The 18,183-nt window shown below is 73.3% G+C and carries 18 protein-coding genes; 7 read left to right on the forward strand and 11 right to left on the reverse strand.

The features are described 5' to 3' along the window. Nucleotides 1–39 precede the first annotated feature (39 nt). Entirely contained in the window at nt 40–525 is a 486-nt protein-coding gene (locus ACMCNN_RS18545) for a glutathione peroxidase (protein ID WP_412747206.1), read from the forward strand. 20 nt (nt 526–545) lie between these two features. Here the strand turns inward: ACMCNN_RS18545 and ACMCNN_RS18550 are convergent, their stop codons facing one another. The 9 genes from ACMCNN_RS18550 to ACMCNN_RS18590 all read right to left on the reverse strand — a co-directional run bounded on the left by ACMCNN_RS18550 (nt 546) and on the right by ACMCNN_RS18590 (nt 7,904). Beyond that, nucleotides 546–1,151: a dihydrofolate reductase family protein gene (locus ACMCNN_RS18550; RefSeq protein ID WP_412741775.1), complete on the reverse strand. Its 606-nt coding sequence runs from the start codon at nt 1,149–1,151 to the stop codon at nt 546–548. A gap of 60 nt (nt 1,152–1,211) precedes the next feature. Next, entirely contained in the window at nt 1,212–2,246 is a 1,035-nt protein-coding gene (locus tag ACMCNN_RS18555; RefSeq protein WP_412741776.1) for a lactonase family protein, read from the reverse strand. A gap of 233 nt (nt 2,247–2,479) precedes the next feature. Continuing rightward, the gene (locus ACMCNN_RS18560; protein WP_412747207.1) at nt 2,480–3,487 is read right to left on the reverse strand and encodes a sensor histidine kinase; all 1,008 of its coding nucleotides are present in this window, start codon (nt 3,485–3,487) and stop codon (nt 2,480–2,482) included. 5 nt (nt 3,488–3,492) lie between these two features. Then, on the reverse strand, nt 3,493–4,218 hold the full coding sequence (locus tag ACMCNN_RS18565; protein ID WP_412741777.1) for a response regulator transcription factor: 726 nt from the start codon (nt 4,216–4,218) through the stop codon (nt 3,493–3,495). After that, nucleotides 4,211–4,675, reverse strand: coding sequence for a hypothetical protein (locus ACMCNN_RS18570; RefSeq protein WP_412741778.1), 465 nt, complete (start codon nt 4,673–4,675; stop codon nt 4,211–4,213). Before ACMCNN_RS18570 ends, ACMCNN_RS18565 begins: the two co-directional genes overlap by 8 nt. Next, complete coding sequence (locus tag ACMCNN_RS18575; protein ID WP_412741779.1) at nt 4,672–5,931, reverse strand: molybdopterin-dependent oxidoreductase; 1,260 nt, start codon at nt 5,929–5,931, stop codon at nt 4,672–4,674. Before ACMCNN_RS18575 ends, ACMCNN_RS18570 begins: the two co-directional genes overlap by 4 nt. Next, nucleotides 5,904–6,539 carry a class I SAM-dependent methyltransferase gene (locus ACMCNN_RS18580; RefSeq protein ID WP_412741780.1) on the reverse strand — a complete coding sequence of 212 codons (636 nt, stop codon included), beginning with the start codon at nt 6,537–6,539 and terminating at the stop codon, nt 5,904–5,906. The genes ACMCNN_RS18575 and ACMCNN_RS18580 overlap by 28 nt, the downstream gene beginning before the upstream one ends. Nucleotides 6,540–6,576: 37 nt before the next feature. Continuing rightward, nucleotides 6,577–7,251 (reverse strand): DUF2064 domain-containing protein, encoded by a 675-nt coding sequence (locus ACMCNN_RS18585; protein ID WP_412741781.1) that lies wholly within the window; start codon nt 7,249–7,251, stop codon nt 6,577–6,579. Further along, nucleotides 7,248–7,904, reverse strand: a complete 657-nt coding sequence (locus ACMCNN_RS18590) for a glycosyltransferase (RefSeq protein WP_412741782.1) — start codon at nt 7,902–7,904, stop codon at nt 7,248–7,250. Before ACMCNN_RS18590 ends, ACMCNN_RS18585 begins: the two co-directional genes overlap by 4 nt. A 168-nt stretch (nt 7,905–8,072) precedes the next feature. On the opposite strand from ACMCNN_RS18590, the gene ACMCNN_RS18595 reads away from it, so the two are divergent. From ACMCNN_RS18595 to ACMCNN_RS18620, 6 genes are all read left to right on the forward strand, one after another. Further along, entirely contained in the window at nt 8,073–9,107 is a 1,035-nt protein-coding gene (locus ACMCNN_RS18595) for an NAD-dependent epimerase/dehydratase family protein (RefSeq protein WP_412747208.1), read from the forward strand. A 167-nt stretch (nt 9,108–9,274) separates the two neighbouring features. Next, nucleotides 9,275–10,591, forward strand: coding sequence for a hypothetical protein (locus ACMCNN_RS18600; RefSeq protein WP_412741783.1), 1,317 nt, complete (start codon nt 9,275–9,277; stop codon nt 10,589–10,591). A 132-nt stretch (nt 10,592–10,723) separates the two neighbouring features. Next, a complete protein-coding gene (locus tag ACMCNN_RS18605; protein WP_412741784.1) occupies nt 10,724–12,481 on the forward strand; it encodes a DUF1996 domain-containing protein in 1,758 nt (585 codons plus the stop codon). 138 nt (nt 12,482–12,619) lie between these two features. Beyond that, complete coding sequence (locus tag ACMCNN_RS18610) at nt 12,620–13,870, forward strand: ArsB/NhaD family transporter (protein WP_412741785.1); 1,251 nt, start codon at nt 12,620–12,622, stop codon at nt 13,868–13,870. Then, a complete protein-coding gene (locus tag ACMCNN_RS18615) occupies nt 13,867–14,346 on the forward strand; it encodes a universal stress protein (protein WP_412741786.1) in 480 nt (159 codons plus the stop codon). The genes ACMCNN_RS18610 and ACMCNN_RS18615 overlap by 4 nt, the downstream gene beginning before the upstream one ends. A 152-nt stretch (nt 14,347–14,498) precedes the next feature. Continuing rightward, nucleotides 14,499–15,704: a cytochrome P450 gene (locus ACMCNN_RS18620; protein ID WP_412741787.1), complete on the forward strand. Its 1,206-nt coding sequence runs from the start codon at nt 14,499–14,501 to the stop codon at nt 15,702–15,704. A 67-nt stretch (nt 15,705–15,771) separates the two neighbouring features. On the opposite strand, the gene ACMCNN_RS18625 is transcribed toward ACMCNN_RS18620, so the two are convergent. Both ACMCNN_RS18625 and ACMCNN_RS18630 read right to left on the reverse strand, forming a co-directional pair. Continuing rightward, a complete protein-coding gene (locus ACMCNN_RS18625) occupies nt 15,772–16,449 on the reverse strand; it encodes a response regulator (RefSeq protein WP_412741788.1) in 678 nt (225 codons plus the stop codon). A gap of 13 nt (nt 16,450–16,462) precedes the next feature. Then, entirely contained in the window at nt 16,463–17,887 is a 1,425-nt protein-coding gene (locus ACMCNN_RS18630; protein WP_412741789.1) for a histidine kinase, read from the reverse strand. Between the last annotated feature and the right edge of the window lie 296 nt (nt 17,888–18,183).

Genomic DNA, 18,183 nt, shown 5'->3' on the forward strand with positions numbered 1-18,183 from the left:
GCCCAGGACAAGATCCGGCGGGCGACTACCATGATCGTTATGACGATTTTCGACGTGACGATCCCTGGTGGCACCGACCCGTCCGCGAAGCTCGGGCCGCGGCCCGGCATCGCCACCCTGGTCGTGAACGTGGCCTCCAAATGTGGCCTCACGCCGCAGTACAACGGTCTTGAGCGCCTGCAGGAGCGTTACGCCGGCCGGGGGTTCACCGTGCTCGGCGTGCCGTGCAACCAGTTCGGCGGACAGGAGCCGGGCACGGCCGAGGAGATCGTCGAGTTCTGTTCGACCACCTACGGAGTCAGCTTCCCCCTCACCGAGAAGGTCGAGGTCAACGGCGAGAACCGGCACCCGCTCTACACCCAGCTGGTGGAGGTTCCCGACGAGGAGGGCTACACCGGCGACATCCGCTGGAACTTCGAGAAGTTCCTTGTCGGCCCCGACGGCGCGGTCGTGCGCTTCGGTCCGGGCATTGAGCCCGAGGATGCGTCGGTGGTCGCGGCGATCGAGGCGGCCCTGGCCGCCTGACCCGCGGGACGCCTGCGGCGTCAGCCGACGCGGCGATAGCGGATGTGGGTGGTCAGCGGCGAGTGCAGCACCTCGACGGGTTCGAAGCCGAAGGACTCCACCCCGTCGAAGATGCGCTCGCCCGAACCGAGCAGGACCGGTGCGATGTCGAGGGTGAGTTCGTCGATCACGCCGGCGATCAGTGCCTGCCGGACGGTCGAGGCCCCACCGGCGATGTCCACGCCCCTGTCGCCGGCGGCCTCGCACGCCGCGGCGTACGCCGCGTCGAAGCCCTCGGTGACGAAGTGGAAGGTCGTCCCGCCCTCCATCGGGATCGGGTCGTGCGCGTAGTGGGTCAGCACGAACACCGGCGCGTGATACGGCGGTTCGGGGCCCCACCACCCGGTCCATTCGTCGGCCCAGTCCCCGCGGATCGGGCCGAACATGTTTCGGCCCATCACGTACGCGCCGCGCGGGCGCATGAGCCAGTCGTTCGCGACCTTGTCGGCGTCGTTGGCCCGCGGGTCGCCGATGTGCCAGCCGTGCAGCTCCCGCCCCCGCTTGCCCAGGGGATTGTCGCGGCTCTGGTCCGGCCCGGCGACGAAGCCGTCCAGCGAAATCGACATGTGGCAGGTGGTGTCCGGCACCGCGAACCTCCTCCAGTGATGGCGACCTGCACGCGGTCGTGCGGACCGTAGCAGACCCGGTCAGCTGGCCGCGATGCCCTCCATCCCCACGCCGTGGGACGCGACGGGCAGTCCGGTCACCGTGGCGACCAGGGTCAGGCTGCCGTCCGTGGCCGCCCGGTAGCCGTCGATCCGGCCGGTGCCGGGGTTCTGCACGTACAGGTAGCCGCCGCTGGCGGTCATGTCGATCGGGGCACCGCCGGGCCGGGCCGCGACTCCCCCGTTCCGGGGCGACAGCGTGACCCGGCCGGCGGCGCTGAGGTCGAACGCGGAGACGTTCCCGCTGCCGGCGTTGGCTCCGTACAGGCGGCCGGCCAGCGCCTGGATCCAGCACAGTGCCACCTGACCATCGGAAACGGAACTGAGCGCCCTCAGCGTCCCGTTGCTGCGGAGCCGGTAGTGGGTCACGGCGGAGGTGCCCACCTCGGTGACCACGATGCCCTGCCGGGTGAAGTCGAAGGCGAACGGCACCGGGGTGGCCGAGGCGCTGACGACGACGTCACCCTGTGGACGCCCGTCGCGGTCCAGGGCGAACACGTCGATCGTGTTGTGGTTCTTGGTGGTGACGACGAGGTGGCGGGCGTCCGGGCTGATGCCGACCTGGGCCGGGGCGCTGATGAACACCGGCGGGTTCGTGTTGCCCAGGCGCAGGGACCGGTGCGCGTACGACAGGGGCGCCAGACCCGTACGGGTGATCCGGAAGCCCTGTACCGAGCCGTCGCCGCCGGCGTTGAGCGCGTACAGCAGGTCGCCGCGCACGGCGACGCTGACCGGGAACCCACCACCGGAACCCACCACCTGGCGGCGGGTGAGCCGTGCTCCGTCGACGTCGAAGACGGTCAGGGTGTCGCTGCCGGCGTTGACGGCGTACAGCCTGTGGTGTGGCGCGTCGTGGACCAGCGATCCCTGTGAGGCCAGCGGGTCCACCGTGGCCTGCAACGCGGTGCCGCCCCTGCCACCGGTCGGATAGCGGCCGGCCGGCGTCAGGGTGCCGTTCCCGGCTCGCTGGTATGCCTGCACGCTGTTGCCACCGGGAGCGTTGAGCTGAACGAACACCGCGTGATGCGACGATCCCGCGGCATGCGCATCGCCCATAGCCGGGGCAGCGGAGAATGTGGAGCCCACCAGCATGGCGAGTCCACAAGCAAGCGTGACGGAGCGGCGCATCGCAGCCCTTCCGGGTCGGCGGGATGTCTCCGTTGAGGGTGCCCGCCCCGGCCGCGGCCCGGACTACTTTCGAAGATCGTTAACCGCTTCGGGTGACGGTGGTCAGTGGACAGTGCGAGGGATCAGGCGGCCGGCAGGCGCACTTCGAACCTGCATCCGCGGTCGGTGTTCCGTACGTTCACATGTCCGCCGTGTGCCTCGACCAGGCCGCGCACGATCGCCAGGCCGAGCCCTCCCCCGCCGCCGGAGTCCACAGCGCCCGGTGTGCGGGAACGTTCGCCGCGAAAGGCGACGTCGAAGACGCGGTCCAGATCGTCGGCGGGGATGCCGCCGCAGGTGTCCGACACCGCCAGCCACACGTTGCCGTGGTCGTGGCCGGCGCTGATCTGCACGGTGCCGTCCTCCGGGGTGTACCGCACCGAGTTGATCAGCAGGTTGCTGACGACCCGGGAGAGTTCGCGTTCGCCGGCTCGCACCGCGGGCCAGCCGCTGTCGGCGGCGACCACGTTGATCTTGCGGCGGGCGGCGAGCGGGGCGACACCGGCGATCGCGTCGGACACCACGTCCCGCAACGGCACCGTGGTGGGTACGAGCCGCAGCGCGCCGGCGTTGATCCGGGACAGCTCGAACAGGTCGTCGACGAGCCGGGTCATCCGGCCGGTCTCGACCCGGATCCGGCGGTGGTACTCGTCGACCGTGGCCGGGTCGTCGATGATGCGATCCTCCAGGGCCTCGGCCATCGCCCGCAGCCCGGCCAGCGGCGTACGCAGATCGTGCGACACCCAGGCGACCAGCTCGCGCCGCCCGGCCTCCAGCCGCCGCTCCCGGTCCCGGGCGGCCTGCGCCCACACGGCGGACGCGGCGAGCCGGCTGCCGAAGACCGCACCGACGGCGAGGCTGATCACCGCGGCGGCGCTGACCGTGACCAGCACGACCTTCAGGTCGTGCCCGGACAGGAACATGGCCCGGGCGACCGTGGCGACCCCGGCGACCACGGCCAGGACCGTGACCGCCAGCAGCACCAGGATGTGGACGAGGATCGAGTGCCCGCGCAGCAGGCGCAGCGCCGCCGCTCCGGCCAGCCCGACGACACCGCCGGCGGCGAGGGCGTAGAGCCCGATGAGCAGCATGTCGTTCACCGGCCGTCCCCCTCGCCGACCGGGTCGTACCGGTATCCGACGCCCCAGACGGTGCGGATCCGGCGTGGTTCGGCCGGGTCCTGCTCGATCTTCTCGCGCAGGCGGCGGACGTGGACGGTGACGGTGGACTGGTCGCCGAACTGCCAGCCCCACACCTTGTCCAGCAGCTCGGCGCGGGACCACGCGTGCCCGGGGTGGCGCATGAGGAAGACCAGCAGGTCGAACTCGCGGACGGTCAGCGCCAGCGGCGCGCCGTCCAGCTCGGCGATGCGGCGCGCGGTGTCGACGGCCAGCTCGGCGTCGGCCATTCGCACCGGGGTGGCGGGATTCGCCGCCCCGGCGGTGCGGCGCAGCACAGAGCGGATGCGCAGCACGAGTTCGCGGGGCGAGAACGGCTTGGTCACGTAGTCGTCGGCGCCGACCTCCAGCCCCAGGATGCGGTCGGCCTCCTCGCCCAGGGCGGTGAGCATGACGACGGGCAGGCCGGGGAGCTGCCGCCGGACCCTGCGGCACACCTCCAGGCCGTCGATGCCGGGCATCATCAGATCGAGTACGACGAGGTCGGGGCGCTCGGCGGCGATCGCGGCGAGGCCGTCGGCGCCGTCGGCGGCCAGCCTGACCTCGCAGCCGGCCTGTTCCAGGTAACGCCGCACGACGTCGCTGACCGTCGGATCGTCGTCGACGACCAGTACCCGATGTCCCACCCGGATCACGCTACCCATCCGCGGGCCCGGGGCCGTTGTGGCCGGGTCTTTCGGAATCCTTACGACCCGCCGCCGGCCGGCCGCGCCGGGGCCGCCGCAGGCGCGTCAGCAGCGTCACCCCGCCGATCAGAAGCAGGACGATGATCAGATTCCTGCCGTACGGCAGGGGCAGCACCGAGGGGTTGCCCGCCACCCGTCCGACGCCGATGACCAGGGGAAACGCCACCACCGTGAGCGCGACGGCGCTGATCGCGGCCGCCTGCGCCGCGGGCCGGTGCCGGCCCGGAACCACCCGTGCCAGGACGGCACCACCGGCCAGCACGGCCGCCATCCAGACGGCGTCGTGGGCGATCAGCACCCCGGCCAGGAACGACAGCACGCCGGGCACCTCCAGGCCGGGGTCGGTGAGGGCACCAGCGGCCGCGTACGTCATCAGCAGCAGCCCCGCCGCGACCAGCGCGGCCCGTGTCCTCATCGCGGCCCGCCCACGGTGAGCCGGCCGATCCACTTGGTCTGCAGCACGCCCGGCCGGTTCGGCGCGATCAGCCGGGCCGGGTAGCCGTGGTCCACGTGCAGGGGCTCGCCACCCAGGCGCAGCGCGATCAACGTCAGCGGGTCGGCGGTCAGCTGCGGCGCGACCGTGGAGGCGCGGTAACGGCCGGCCGCCTGCAACGACTCCACCAGGACCGTGGTCCGGCCGGGGTCGGCGCCCACCAGCGTCACCAGATCACGCAGCCGGACGCCGGTCCACGTGGCGGCCGCGCTCCAGCCCTCCACGCACGCGATCGGCAGGTGCGCGGTGTACTGCGGGAGGGCGTTGAGGGCGGCGAGGTCCAGGCTCAGGTGCCCGCCGGGGCCGTCGACCAGCAGCCGGTACGACGGATCCAGCGCCGCGGCTCGCACCCCGGCACCCGCCGCGGTCTTGTTCACCGGCACGCGCTGCGGTCCGACGCCCGGGCGGCGGGGGGCGATCACCGCGAGACCGGACAACGGCCGGACCGTCTGCCCGAGGGTCGTCACGGTGATCAGCCCGGCCGCCGCGGCGGTCGCCGTGAGCAGGCCCCGCCTGCTCAGCCCCGCCGGGCCGGGACCCGGCGGCACGGTGGGAGGCGGCGCAGCGGGGCGGCCGAGGGCGCCGGTGACCACGGGAAGCTGCACGCCGATGTGCACCAGCAGCGCTCCGGCCGCGAGCCAGCCGACCCAGTAGTGCCCGGTGGTGAAGAAGAACGGCATCGGCGCGTACCAGCGGGAGATGTTCAGCACGCCGCCGACCACCTGGAACAGGGCCGCGGCGACCAGCACAGCGACACTGCCGCGTTCGGCCGCGTGGGCGAGCGACCGGGCCGGCGGCCAGGTGAACAGGCGCGGATAGACCGACCACAGCTTGACCCCGAGCAGCGGTACCGAGGCGAGCCCGGTCGCCACGTGGACGCCCTGGGTCAGCCGGTACAGCCACACCGGACGGGCCGGCCAGGAGAACCAGCCCGGCGGATGCTGGATCAGGTGGCTGAGCAGCCCGGTGAGGAAACAGACAGCGAACGCGACGCCGAGCGCGATGCCGAGCTGGCTGGTCAGCCGCGCCGACCGCAGCGGGGACGGGAACGCGCCGGGACGCAGCGGCCCCCGGCGCAGCGCCGCCGGTGGCGCCGGCAGGGGCGCCAGCCACCATCGGGCGAGCCGCCGCAGTCCGGCTCGGCCGCCGGTCAGCGGGGCGTCAGGGTGGCGAACCATCGTCCTGCCTCCGTCCAGGTGCTGAGGATGCGCAGCGCGGTGGCCGCGGCCAGTGCGGGAAGCTCGTCGACCGGGACGCACGCCCAGTGCACGGTGCCGCCGGGCCCGCCCGGGTGGCGCACCGTGGCCGTGCCGGACCAGGCCGGGGTGCCGGGCGGCGCCAGTTCCGCGTGCAGGTGCCCGTCGGCCGCGAGCAGGCGGCGGCAGCGGCGCAGCAGCCGGTGCGGGTCGCCACCGATGCCGATGTTGCCGTCGGCCAGCAGCAGGTGCCGCCAGCGGCCCGTGCCGGGCACCGCGTCGTACACGTCGCGGTGCAGCACGACCGCGCCGCGGCGGCGGGCCAGGCGGATCGCGGTGGCGCTGATGTCGATGCCGAGTGCGGGCCGGCCCGCGCCGGCCAGGGCCCCGGTGAGCCGGCCGGGACCGCAGCCCACGTCGAGGGTGGGGCCGGTGCACCGGCCGAGCAGCGCGGCGTCACCGGCGATCGAGTCCCGGCACCAGGCAGCCGGATCGAACCGGTGGATTCCCCCGCCCGCGTGCCGTGCGGTGAACGCGGCCGGATGCCCGGCCGCCGCCCGCGCGAGGGCGGTGTCGAAGACGGCGTTCACCGGGCACCCGCCGTCGGATCCGGCCTGTCGTGGGCGCTCACCGGGCGGCTGCCATGAGCGCGGGCACGTCGGCGGCGACGGCGGTGGCGAAGCGGCTGCCCGGCGGGCACAGCGCGGCCACCGCGCGGGCGTCCACAGCCGTGTCGACGTCCCGCAGCCGGGGCAGCAGGTGCACCCGCAGGCCGCGCCGGCGCAGCGCGGCCAGGGTCCGCCGTCCGGTGTCCGGTGTGGAGGTGGGAACGGTGTGCAGCACCTCGGCGTGCGCGGGTTCGCGCAGGCCGAGCGCCCACCAGCCGCCGTCGGCGGCCGGGCCGAGCACCGCGTCCGGGCCGCCGGGTACGCCGAGCGGCGCGAGGGCCGCCCCGATCAGTCGCGCCGTGAGCTGGGGCGTGTCCATGCCGATCAGCACGGCCGGGACTCCCGGCGCCCGGGTGTCGGCGAACGCGCCGACCAGGCGGTCGCCGAGCGGGCCGCCCCGCTGGGCGACCGTCGTCCAGCCCGGCGGGACCGCGTACCCGCCGTCGACGACGAGGACCCTCGATGCGGCCACCGACGTGACCGCACCGAGGGTGTCGCTCAGGGCGGCAGCGGCGATCCGGGCCGCCTGAGCAGGAGTGCAGGGCGGGCACAGCCGGGTCTTGACCCGGCCGGGCACCGGCGCTTTCGCCAGGACCAGGACCTGCGGCCGGGCAGCGGCGGGGGTCGCGCTCACCGGGCCAGCACCGCGCTCATGTCCCGTACCGCGCGCACCGTGCCGCGTACGGTGCCGGTCACCTTCGAGCGGGTGCCGGCGGCCCGCGGGTGGTAGTCGACGTCGACCTCCACCACCGGCCAGCCCGCCCGTCCGGCCGCGATCAGCAGTTCCAGCGGGTAGCCGAACCGGCGGTCGCGCAGCCGCAGCGCCAGCAGGTCGGCGCGGCGCACGGCGCGGATCGGCCCGATGTCGTGGACGGGCAGCCCCAACCGGCGCAGCCGCCAGGCGAGGGCGGCGTTGGCGGCGCGGGCGTGCAGCGGCCACGCACCGCGCGTGGCCGGGCGGCGGCGGCCGACCCCCAGCTGCGCCACGCCGGAGCGGACGGGCCCGGCCACCCGGGGCAGCTGTCGCGGGTCGAACGAGCCGTCGGCGTCCATCACGCACACCACCCCGTCGTCCGGGTCGGCGGCCAGCACGCCGGCGTGGACGGCGGCGCCGTACCCGGGTTCGGCCACGCTGATCACCCGGGCGCCGTGGGCCCGGGCCACCGCGGCCAAGCCGTCGGCGGAGCCGTTGTCCACCACGATCGGCCGGTACCCGGCGGGCATCCGGGCCAGCAGGGCCGGCAGGGCCGCAGCCTCGTCACGGCAGGGAAGTACCACATCGGTCATGACGCCGGACGCTAACCGCGGACCGGCGGGTAAGGGCTTACGTCCCGATGACAAGGTCTTACGGAACGGTGACGTGGCCGACGGTTCTTACGAACCCCTGACGGCTCACCGGGACCGGGCTGCCGGGCCCCGATCCGGCCCTACCGTCGGCGGGTGACCCGCATACTCGTGACCGGCGGAGCCGGTTTCATCGGAACCCATGTCGTCGCCGCCCTGCAGGACGCGGGCCATCACGTGTCCGTGGTGGACTGCGGCCATCCCGGCGCGCACCGCGTGCCGCTGCCGGACACCGTGGCCGGGGTACCGGTGCACCGGGCCGACCTGCGCGACCGGGACGCCGTCACCGGCGTACTGGCGGGCGTCGACGTGGTGGTGCACCAGGCGGCGCTGGTCGGGCTCGGTGCCGACCTCGACGATCTGCCCGAGTACGTCGGCTGCAACGACCTCGGCACCGCCGTCCTGCTGGCCGGGATGGCCCGCGCGGGCATCCACCGGCTGGTCCTGGCCAGCTCCATGGTCGTCTACGGCGAGGGCGCCTACACCTGCCCCCGGCACGGTGCCATACGCCCCGCGCCGCGCACGGTCGCCGACCTGGCCACCGGCCGGTTCGAGCCCGCCTGCCCCCGCTGCGGCCACACCCTCGCACCGGGGCTGGTGGACGAGGACGCACCGCTGGACCCGCGCAGCGTGTACGCCGCCACCAAGGTCGCCCAGGAACACCTCACCGCAGCCTGGTCCCGGCAGACCGGCGGCACCGTGGTGGCGCTGCGCTACCACAACGTGTACGGGCCGGGGATGCCGCGCGACACCCCGTACAGCGGGGTGGCGGCGATCTTCCGGTCCGCACTGGAGGCCGGGCGGGCGCCGCGCGTGTTCGAGGACGGCGGTCAGCGCCGTGACTTCGTGCACGTCCGCGACGTCGCGGCGGCCAACCTCGCGGCGGTGACCGCGACCGGTACGGGGACCGGCTGGCACGCGTACAACATCGCCTCGGGGCGGCCGGCCACCATCGGTGAACTGGCCACCGGACTGGCACGGGCCGCGGGCGGCCCGGCACCGGTGGTCACCGGCGAGTTCCGGCTCGGCGACGTACGCCACGTCGTCGCCGCACCGGCGCGCGCCGCGACCGAACTCGGTTTCCGGGCGCGGGTCGGCCTCGCGGACGGCATCGCCGAGTTCGCCCACGCCGCCCTGCGCGGATGAGGCCGCAACCCGGGCAGCGGCCACGCCCCCGGTGCGGGCCCGGCCGCCGGGGCGGTCCGGGGGATCAGCCGACCGGACCTGTGCCCGCGGCGGGCGACGGACGGCGGGGCAGCGGCCCGGCGCGGGCCGACCTCATCGCCGCCGGCACCGCCCTGAGCCTGTTCGCTATGGCCGCCACCGTCGGCGCGACCCTGTACCTGCTGGGGCGTCCGGTGCACGCCAGCGCGGCGCCGCTGTTCGCGCAGTGGCTCCCGCACACCGGCCCCGGTACGCCACTGGCGGCGGGGGTAGCCGTACTGGTCTGCTGGCGCGGTCCCGCGCTGGCCGCGAGGCTGCCGTGGCGGCCGCTGCTGGCCCTGTCCTACGCCACCGCCGCCGCCTGGACGCTGTCGCTGGCCCTGATCGACGGCTGGCGGCGCGGCGTCTCCGGCCGGCTGACCACACGGTTCGAGTACCTGCACGAGGTCGCCGGTGTCACCAGCATCCCGGCGATGCTGCACGGATTCACCGGGCGGATCCTCGACTTCCAGCCCGATTCGTGGACCACCCACGTGGCCGGTCACCCGCCCGGGGCGCTGCTGGTCTTCGTCTGGCTCGACCGGGCCGGGCTGGGCGGTGGTGCGCCGGCCGGTGTGCTCTGCATCCTGGTGGCGGCGCTCGTCGCGGTCGCCGTGCCGTACACGGTGCGGCTGCTCGGCAGCGACGACGCGGCGCGCGCCGTGGTGCCGTTCGTGGTGTTGTTCCCCGGGGCGGTCTGGTCCGGCGTGTCCGCCGACGGCATGTTCGCCGGGGTGACCGCGGTGGGTGTCGCGCTGCTGGCCCACGGGGTCGCCCGCAGGGTCGCGGGTGCCGCGTTCGGCGGGGGCGTCCTGCTGGCGTTCGGCTGCTACCTGTCCTACGGCCTGGTCCTGATGGCCCCGATCGCCGGGGCGGTGCTGATCCTTGCCGGCCCGCGCCGGCGCACCGCGTGGTGGGCCGGAGCCGGGGCGGCACTGGTCGCGCTCGGGTTCACCGCCGCCGGGTTCGACTGGCTGACCGGCTATCACCTCGTCATCGAGCGCTACTACCAGGGCCTGGCGAGCCGGCGCCCGTACGGATATTGGGTGTGGGCCGATCTCGCGGTCCTGGCCGTGTCCGCCGGCCCGGCCGCCGCTGTCATTCTGCGCCGTGCGGCCCGTACCGGATGGCGGGCGGCCGGGGTCCGGGCTGCCGGGGTCCGCGGGGCCCGGCGCGCGGTGGTGGCGACCCTGCGGCGGCCCGGCGCCGGTGGTCACTGGCTGCTGCCACTCGCCGCTGCGGCGGCCATCGTCGCCGCCGACGTGTCCGGCTACAGCAAGGCCGAGGTCGAACGCATCTGGCTGCCGTTCGCCGGATGGCTGATGGCCGGCGCCGGCCTGATCCCGGCCGATGACCGCCGGAGGTGGCTGGCCGTGCAGGCGGCCGTGGCCCTGACTGTCAATCACCTGCTCCTCACGACCTGGTAGGTCGGGCGTGACTTCTTACCGAACGATGACGTACCCGCCTGTCACCGACCGTCCGGCGGGTGCCGCCCCGTATTCCGTGGCGCCGGCGCAGGAACCGAAGCCGGTCTCTGACAATCCATGAAGGAGATTCCCATGAGACGCAGGGCGATGCGGTCGTCGCTGATGGAGTCCCGGCCGGCCAGGCTGGCCGTGGCGGCGGCGGTGCTGGCGGCCACGGCGGGGCTGACCGTCACCTTCGTGTCCAGCGGCGGCAAGGGCACCGCGGACGCCGCCACGACCCTCGACGAGTTCGTGCCGATCCAGAACGTCACGCCGAACGTGCGCAACCCGCGGCCGTCCGGCGGCGCGTCGACCGGGCGGTTCACCGTCGACTGTGGAACGAACGGCAATGGCAAGTTCAGCCCGGACAACCCGGTGGCACAGCCCGGCATCAGGAACGGTGCCGAGCACGTCCACGACTTCGTCGGCAACCTCGCCATCACCGCGAACTCGTCCGACGCCGATCTGGCCGCTTCGGGCACCACCTGCCGCAACGGCGACCGGTCGTCGTACTTCTGGCCGGTGGTGCGCATCGACAGGAGCGTCCGCAGCGGTGACCAGGTGCGGCAGGCGCTCGCCCGGACCCAGCCGGAGGTGGCGTGCCCCCGCGTCCGCGACCGGCTGCCCGCCGTGCCCGCCGGTGTCCGCAGCGGTGTCGAGCGCCGCCTCGCGGAACTGGACGACCTGGAAGCCGTGGCCGGCCGGCGGATGGCTGCCAGCCGCGGCCGTATCGACGCGGACCTCAACAACCGGGTTCTCGGGTGGTTGCGCTCGCGCCGGGCAGCACTGATCAACAGCATCAGCGCGAGCATCGGCGGCCCGGCCGACGGCCTGGTCTCGCTGACCGACTGCGACGTCAGTTACGACGGCATGCACGCCGCCATGCCGGGGAGCTGGCATGCCGCGAGCGTGGAGGCCGCCGAGGTGGCGAACCCGCAGGTGCAGTGCCCCACCGTACGCGGCAGCCTGCCCGGCGTACCCGCGCAGGCTCTCGCCGAGGTGAACCGCGGCCTCGACGAACTCGACAGGCAGATCTCCGCGGCGAACGAGCGCCTCGTCACCGCCGGCGGCCAGGGCCGCGACGTCGCCGAGAACGCGATCGTCGGGCCGCTGCGTGCGCAGCGCGCGGCTGTGCTCGACCGCATCGCCACCGCCATCGGCCGGTACGCCGCCCGCCCACAGGGACTCGACTCCCTCGCCGGCTGCGTGCTGAACCGGACACCCGCCGGTCCCCCGCCCACCAGCACGCCGCCCGCGCCCAGTAGTGCACCCGCCGCGCTGCCGGACCCGCAGGGACCCGATCTGGAACTGCCGAACAACACCGGAGGCATCGTACGGCCGGCGAAGGTCCTCATCGAGTACCGCGGTAACGCCGTCAGCAAGGTCGTACCCATGCCGAGGTTTCTCCGGGAGCTGACCGGTGACGCCAAGCCCACCAGCCGCGGCCCGGCCAACGCCCGCGCCACCTGGACCTGCTCCGGCTTCGCCGATCGGCTCGCCGACCGCTACCCGATCTGCCCGCCCGGCAGCCAGGTCCAGCGGGTGCAGGACTTTCCGGGATGCTGGGACGGGAAGAACATCGACAGCGCCAATCACCGCGGCCACGTCGCCTTCGCCGACAAGACCACCGGCGCCTGCCCGGCCGGTTTCACAGCGATCCCGCAGCTGCGCATCACCATCTCCTACACCATTCCCCGCGACGTGCAGGTGAAGGGCCAGTACGCACTGGACTCGTTCCCCGAGGAGAACCACAACCCGTTCTCCGACCACAACGACTTCATCAACGTCAATTCCATCCGTACGATGCAGCGCATCGCCGCCTGCCTCAACGCGGGCCGGGTGTGCCGCTGAGGAAACCCGGGTCGTCGACCCCGGGCATGCCGTTCGGTGTGCCCGGGTCGGCGGCTGCGCAAGCGTCGGCAGGCTCCGTGACGCCTTGTTCCGTGGCAGGCGCTGAGAAGGTGGTCGGCGCTTTCGTACGCTGCCCTGGTGGACACCGTGATCTCGCTGGGGCTGCTGCTGGCGGTGCTCGCGTTCGCGGTGGTCCGGCCGGGCGGATTGCCGGAAGCCGTGGCCGCGGTGCCGGCCGCCGCGGTGGTGGTGGCTGCCGGGCTGGTGCCGGTCGCGGTAGCGTGGCGGGAACTGGTGGAGCTGGCTCCGACGGTCGCGTTCCTGGCGGTGGTGCTGATGTTGGCGCACCTGGCCGACGCGCATGGGGTGTTCCGCTACGCCGCTGTCGTCGCCGCCCGCTCCAGTCGCGGTGGACCCGCGCGGCTGTTGGCGGCGGTGTTCGTGGTGGCGGCGGCCGTGACGGCGGTGCTGAGCCTGGACGCGACCGTGGTGTTGCTGACCCCGGTGGTGTTCGCGGCGGCGGCCCGGGTCGGCACGCGGGCACGCCCGCACGTGTACGCGTGCACCCATCTGGCGAACTCCGCCTCGTTGCTGCTGCCGGTGTCGAACCTGACCAACCTGCTGGCCTTCGCCGCCACCGGGGTCGGATTCGCCGGGTTCGCCGCGGTGATGGCACTGCCCTGGCTGGCTGTGATCGGCGTCGAGTACCTGGTGTTCCGCCTGTTCTTCGCGTCCGACCTGACCGTCGCCACCCCGCCCGCACCGGTCGGGACCACACCCGTCACCGCACCCCGGTACGCCCTGGTGGTCCTTGCGGTGACGGTCGCCGGGTTCGCCGTGGCCGAACCGGTCGGGGTGCACCCGGCGTGGATCGCCGCGGCCGGTGCGGTGCTGCTGGCCGTACCCCGGCTGCGCCACCGGCCGGGCCGGGACGTGGGGCGGCTTCTGCGGGAGGCGAACCCGGCGTTCTGCGCGTTCGTGTTCGCCCTGGCCGTCGTCGTGCTCGCCGTGCGCCGGCACGGCCTGGATCGGGTCGTGGCGGCGGTGACACCGCACCAGGCGAGCTTCGTCGGCCTGCTGGCCACGGCCGGGCTCGCCGCCCTCCTGGCCAACCTGATCAACAACTTGCCGGCCACGCTGGTCCTGGTGCCCGCGGTCGGCCATCAACCCGGACTGGTGTTCGCCGCACTCATCGGCGTGAATGTGGGCCCTAATCTGACTTTCGTGGGGTCGCTGGCCACACTGCTGTGGCGTCAGATCCTGCACCGGCGTGACGCGGCCCCGGCCACCGCCGAATTCCTGCGCCTCGGCGCAGTCACCGTACCGGCGTGTCTGCTCGCCGGCACGGTCATGCTCTGGCTGGTGCTGGCAACCTCGGGGGTGTCATGAAGATTCTGGTCTGGCTGGCCGAGGGCACCTGGCAGGCCGGTGTGGACGCCGCCCGGGTCGCTGCGGCCGATGCCGAGATCGTCCTCCTGCACGTCGTCGACCCCGCGCTGGCCGCCGGTGTCGACGCCGCCCGCGCGGGCCTGTTCGGCCGGGGCCGGGATCCCGCCGAACACAGCGACGTGATCGCCGCCGCGGTCGAGGACGCCGAACGGTCCCTGCTGCACGCCGCCCGCACGCGCCTGGGCCGCCCCGCCCGGCCCCTGGCACTCCGCGGACGCGCCGAGCGGGAGGTGACCGCCGCCGCGGCGGGCGCGGATCTGCTCATCGTGGTCCGCGACGGCGACCACCGCCGGCTCGGGCCCCACAGCCTGGCCCCGGCCACCCGGTTCGTCGTCGACCATGCACCCTGCCCGGTCCTGCTCGTCTGGCCCGATCAGCCACCGGCACTCGACACCATCCCCCCACCACCACCCTGAGCCGGCGGTGCGGCCGGTCGGCGAAATCCAGGGCACGGCGGGGCTCCCGGCGACGGCGAGATCGGTCACTGCGGGTATCGGCGACGCGTCTCTGCGGATACGGTGACGACAGCATCGATCCATACGTGTCGATTGATTCCGTCAGGAGCGCCATGACGACCGCCCCGGCCGTGGACCTGCCTTTCCTCGACATCACCGCCCCGGATTTCCGGTTCGACTCTCCGGCCGTCGCCGCCGCACGCGAAGCGAGCTGGTGCGCAACGACACCCATGGGCCTCATCGTGCTGCGGTACGCCGAGATGCATCAGCTGCTCCGCGACCCACGACTGGCGCAGAACGGCGAACGCTACCTCGACCTCATGGGCATCTCGGACGGGCCGCTCTACGACTGGTTCGTACCGATGATCCTGCACCGGCAGGGAACGGACCACCTGCGGCTGCGGCGGTTGGTGAGCAAGGCGTTCGCACCGCGGATGATCGAGGACCTGCGGCCCTTCATGCGCGACGCCGCGGCCGAGCTGACCGGGGCGCTCGCGGATCGCGACGAGTGCGAGTTCATGGCGGATTTCGCCGACCCGATGCCGGTGCGGGTGATGTCGGCGCTGCTCGGTGTCCCGGCCGAGGACTACGACCTGTTCCGGCGCTGGTCGACCGATGTCGGGCTGGTGTTCAGCTTCAATCTGCCGCAGGTGCGCTCCCGCGTGGAGGAGGCCGTTGTCGGGCTGCACGCGTACGTGGATTCGCTGATCGAGCAGCGCCGCGCCGATCCGCGGGACGACCTCCTGTCCGCGCTGATCGCCGCCGAGGAGAGCGGGGAACGCCTGAGCACCCGAGACCTGCGCAACCTCGCGGTGACCCTCGTGTTCGCCGGGCACGACACCACCCGCAACCAGCTCGGCCTGGCCCTGGTGACGTTCGCCGCGCACCCCGACCAGTGGCGGCTGCTCGGTGCGCGTCCGGAACTCGTACCGCAGGCGGTGGAAGAGGTCATGCGCTGGTCGCCATCGGTGCCGACCAACTTCCGGTTCGCGGTGGAGGACCTCGACCTGTACGGCGTGCACGTTCCCGCGGGGACCTTCCTGATGCTCGGGACGCAGGCGGCCAGCCGTGACCCTCGCGTCCACAGCGACGGCGACCGGTTCGACATCACGCTCGCCCGCGAGACGCCGCACCTGACCTTCGGTGGTGGCCCGCACTTCTGCCTCGGGGCCGCAACCGCCCGCGCCGAGATCGCCGAGTCGCTCAGCGCGCTCACCAGCCGGCTGGGGCCACCGTCGATCACCGCTCCCGTGCCGTGGCGGCCCCCCACCGCGCTCTACGGGCCCGAGAGCCTGCCATTGCGGTTCGCTCGTCGCTGACCGCCGCCGTGCGCGTCGGCGATGCCCATGCCGGCCGACCCGGCGGCCGGACAATCAAAGGGCAGCGTCATCTGCCCGGCCGTAGGCCGGCGTCGCGGGCGAGGATGGCGGCCTGGACACGGTTGGCGCAGCGCAGCTTCGTCAGGATGTGCCGCACGTGCGTCTTGACGGTGCCCTCACCCATGTAGAGCCGCTTGCCGGCCTCCGCGTTCGACAGCCCGAGACCGATCATGCCCAGGACATCACGCTCGCGTCCGGTCAGCTGGTTGACCAGGTGGCGCGCCTCGGCGATCCGGCTCGCGCTGGTGACCACGTAGGTGTCGATCAACTCGCGGGTGATGCGCGGCGAGAGAATGGCATGCCCCTCCGCGGCGGCGCGGACCGCGTGGATGAGTTCCTCCGGGCCGGTGTCCTTCAGCAGGAATCCGGCGGCTCCGGCCAGCAGGGCCCGTGCCACGTACTCGTCCTCGCCGAACGTCGTCAACATCAGGACCTGGACCGACGGGGCGCGCGCGGACAGTTGCTCGGCCGCGGTGAGGCCGTCCATCTCGGGCATCCGTACGTCCATGAGGACCACATCGATGTCGTGGCGGGCCACGAGGTCGACGGCCTCCGCTCCGGTGCCCGCCTCGGCGACCACTTCGAGGTCATCGGCGTGACCCAGGACCAGGCGCAGACCGGCACGGACCAGCGCCTCGTCGTCGGCGAGCAGGATCCGGACCGGCCGGACGGCAGCGTTGGTCATGCGGGTGTCAGCCTCACGAACCTGTGGTGATGGGGTATTCGTCCATGACGACCAGGCGATCGCCCTCGAAGCAGTACCGGATGATCCGCCCGACGTCGTCCCACTGCTGGGCATACACACACGCCGCCCCGGCCGGCGGGCGCGTCTCGACCGCCCTGGCGGCCAGCCGGGCCACCGGATCGTCCTCGCCGATGGCCGACAGCACGTCGGCCCGGGTCATGCCGACACGTACGGGTTCCTCCGGCGAATCGTATGGGTCGGTGCCCGGCACCAGGATCGACGCCGCGTCGAGCACGACAGACACAAGCGCGGGTACGCCGAGCAACCCGGCGGCCAGAACCGCCGCGACACCACGGGCATCCCGGAGCCGTCGCAGGCCGCCGCGGGCGTGCCGTGGGCCGAGGAACGGTGGCGCGGTCCTGCCCGGGTTCCCCGTCGGCAGGGCTTCCTCCGGTCCGCCAGTCACCGGAACGTCCGTCAACGGAAGTTCGGCCCGTACCTGAAAGCCGCCCTCGGGTGTCGGGCCGGCGGCGAAATCCCCGTTGAGCAGGCGTACCCGCTCCTGCACGCCGACCAGGCCACGTCGGGTGCCCCGGACCGCGGGTGCCGGCGCCGACGGCCGGCCGTTGCCGATCAGGATCCGAATCCGGTCACCACCGCGTTCGATCCGCACGGTCGCCTCGGCTCCGGACGCATGCCGATGGATGTTCGTGAGGCTCTCCCGGACCAACCGATGCGCCGCCTGCCGGACCGGCAGCGCGACACCCCTGAGATCGTCCCCGTGCCACGTGAGGTCGACCGGCACCCCTGCCGACCGTGATTCGTCGACCAACCGGGCCAGGTCGGCCCGGGTGCCGGTCTCCTGCACCGGACGCAGTTGTGCCTCCACCGGCTCCGCGGCGCGCAGGATGCCCAGGGACGTACGCAGCTCCCGCATCGCCGACTGCACCGTGCTACGGATCAGACGCGCCTGGTCGGCTCCCGCCGGCGCCTGCTCTGCCGTGGCGAGTTCCAGCGCGCCGGCGTGCAGGGCGATGAGACTCAGGCGGTGCCCGAGTTCGTCGTGCATCTCCTGTGCGATGCGGGAGCGTTCCTGCAGTCGTGCCGCCGAGTGCGCCAGCCGGTAGTTCTCCTCGAGGTAGTGAGCGCGCTCGCGCAGAGCGCCGACGAGCCGATCCGCCTTGCCCAGCAACAGCTGCACGCCGACGGGCAGTCCAAGACAGACGATCAGGGCCAGGGCGTGGCCGACAGCGACGATCGACCAGCCGTACCGGGCGGAGGCGAAGGCCGCGCCGAAGTCCGCGAGAACGGCCAAGCCGAAAGCGGCCAGCCGGCGTGTCGGCCGGGTCTCCGCGGCGGCCCGGAACGCGGCAAGCGCCAGCAGGCAGCCGGACACCGGCCAGACCCCGAACAGTCCGGCGGCACCGATGAGGGACACCAACGGATATTTCAACCCGACAAGTCCCAGAACGACTGCGCCGCCCATCGGCGCCCAAATCAAGGGCGATTCGGGCGCACATTCGATGAACGTCCAAGCCGGGTCGGACGACAGCCTCGCCGACCCCCAGATGATTGCGGCGAGCAGAACGCCCAGACCCAGCTCGCGTGCGATCGCCGGACCGCGCCGAGCCAGTATCCTCCTCACGTCAATCAATACGGGAGCGGCCGGTTCGATGGTTCATCCACCACGACCATCGTTGCCCCTCGGCCCGAACGCGGATCGCACGACGGATA

Source organism: Krasilnikovia sp. MM14-A1004 (genome assembly GCF_047159485.1).
Classification (GTDB): Bacteria; Actinomycetota; Actinomycetes; order Mycobacteriales; family Micromonosporaceae; genus Actinoplanes.

Excerpts from the sequence above, each read along its gene's own strand:
- ACMCNN_RS18545 (WP_412747206.1), top strand. The coding sequence starts at position 40 with ATGACGATTTTCGACGTGACGATCCCTGGTGGCACCGACCCGTCCGCG.
- ACMCNN_RS18560 (WP_412747207.1), bottom strand. The coding sequence starts at position 3,487 with ATGCTGCTCATCGGGCTCTACGCCCTCGCCGCCGGCGGTGTCGTCGGG.
- ACMCNN_RS18565 (WP_412741777.1), bottom strand. The coding sequence starts at position 4,218 with ATGGGTAGCGTGATCCGGGTGGGACATCGGGTACTGGTCGTCGACGAC.
- ACMCNN_RS18570 (WP_412741778.1), bottom strand. The coding sequence starts at position 4,675 with ATGAGGACACGGGCCGCGCTGGTCGCGGCGGGGCTGCTGCTGATGACG.
- ACMCNN_RS18575 (WP_412741779.1), bottom strand. The coding sequence starts at position 5,931 with ATGGTTCGCCACCCTGACGCCCCGCTGACCGGCGGCCGAGCCGGACTG.
- ACMCNN_RS18590 (WP_412741782.1), bottom strand. The coding sequence starts at position 7,904 with ATGACCGATGTGGTACTTCCCTGCCGTGACGAGGCTGCGGCCCTGCCG.
- ACMCNN_RS18600 (WP_412741783.1), top strand. The coding sequence starts at position 9,275 with ATGGCCGCCACCGTCGGCGCGACCCTGTACCTGCTGGGGCGTCCGGTG.
- ACMCNN_RS18605 (WP_412741784.1), top strand. The coding sequence starts at position 10,724 with ATGAGACGCAGGGCGATGCGGTCGTCGCTGATGGAGTCCCGGCCGGCC.
- ACMCNN_RS18615 (WP_412741786.1), top strand. The coding sequence starts at position 13,867 with ATGAAGATTCTGGTCTGGCTGGCCGAGGGCACCTGGCAGGCCGGTGTG.
- ACMCNN_RS18620 (WP_412741787.1), top strand. The coding sequence starts at position 14,499 with ATGACGACCGCCCCGGCCGTGGACCTGCCTTTCCTCGACATCACCGCC.
- ACMCNN_RS18625 (WP_412741788.1), bottom strand. The coding sequence starts at position 16,449 with ATGACCAACGCTGCCGTCCGGCCGGTCCGGATCCTGCTCGCCGACGAC.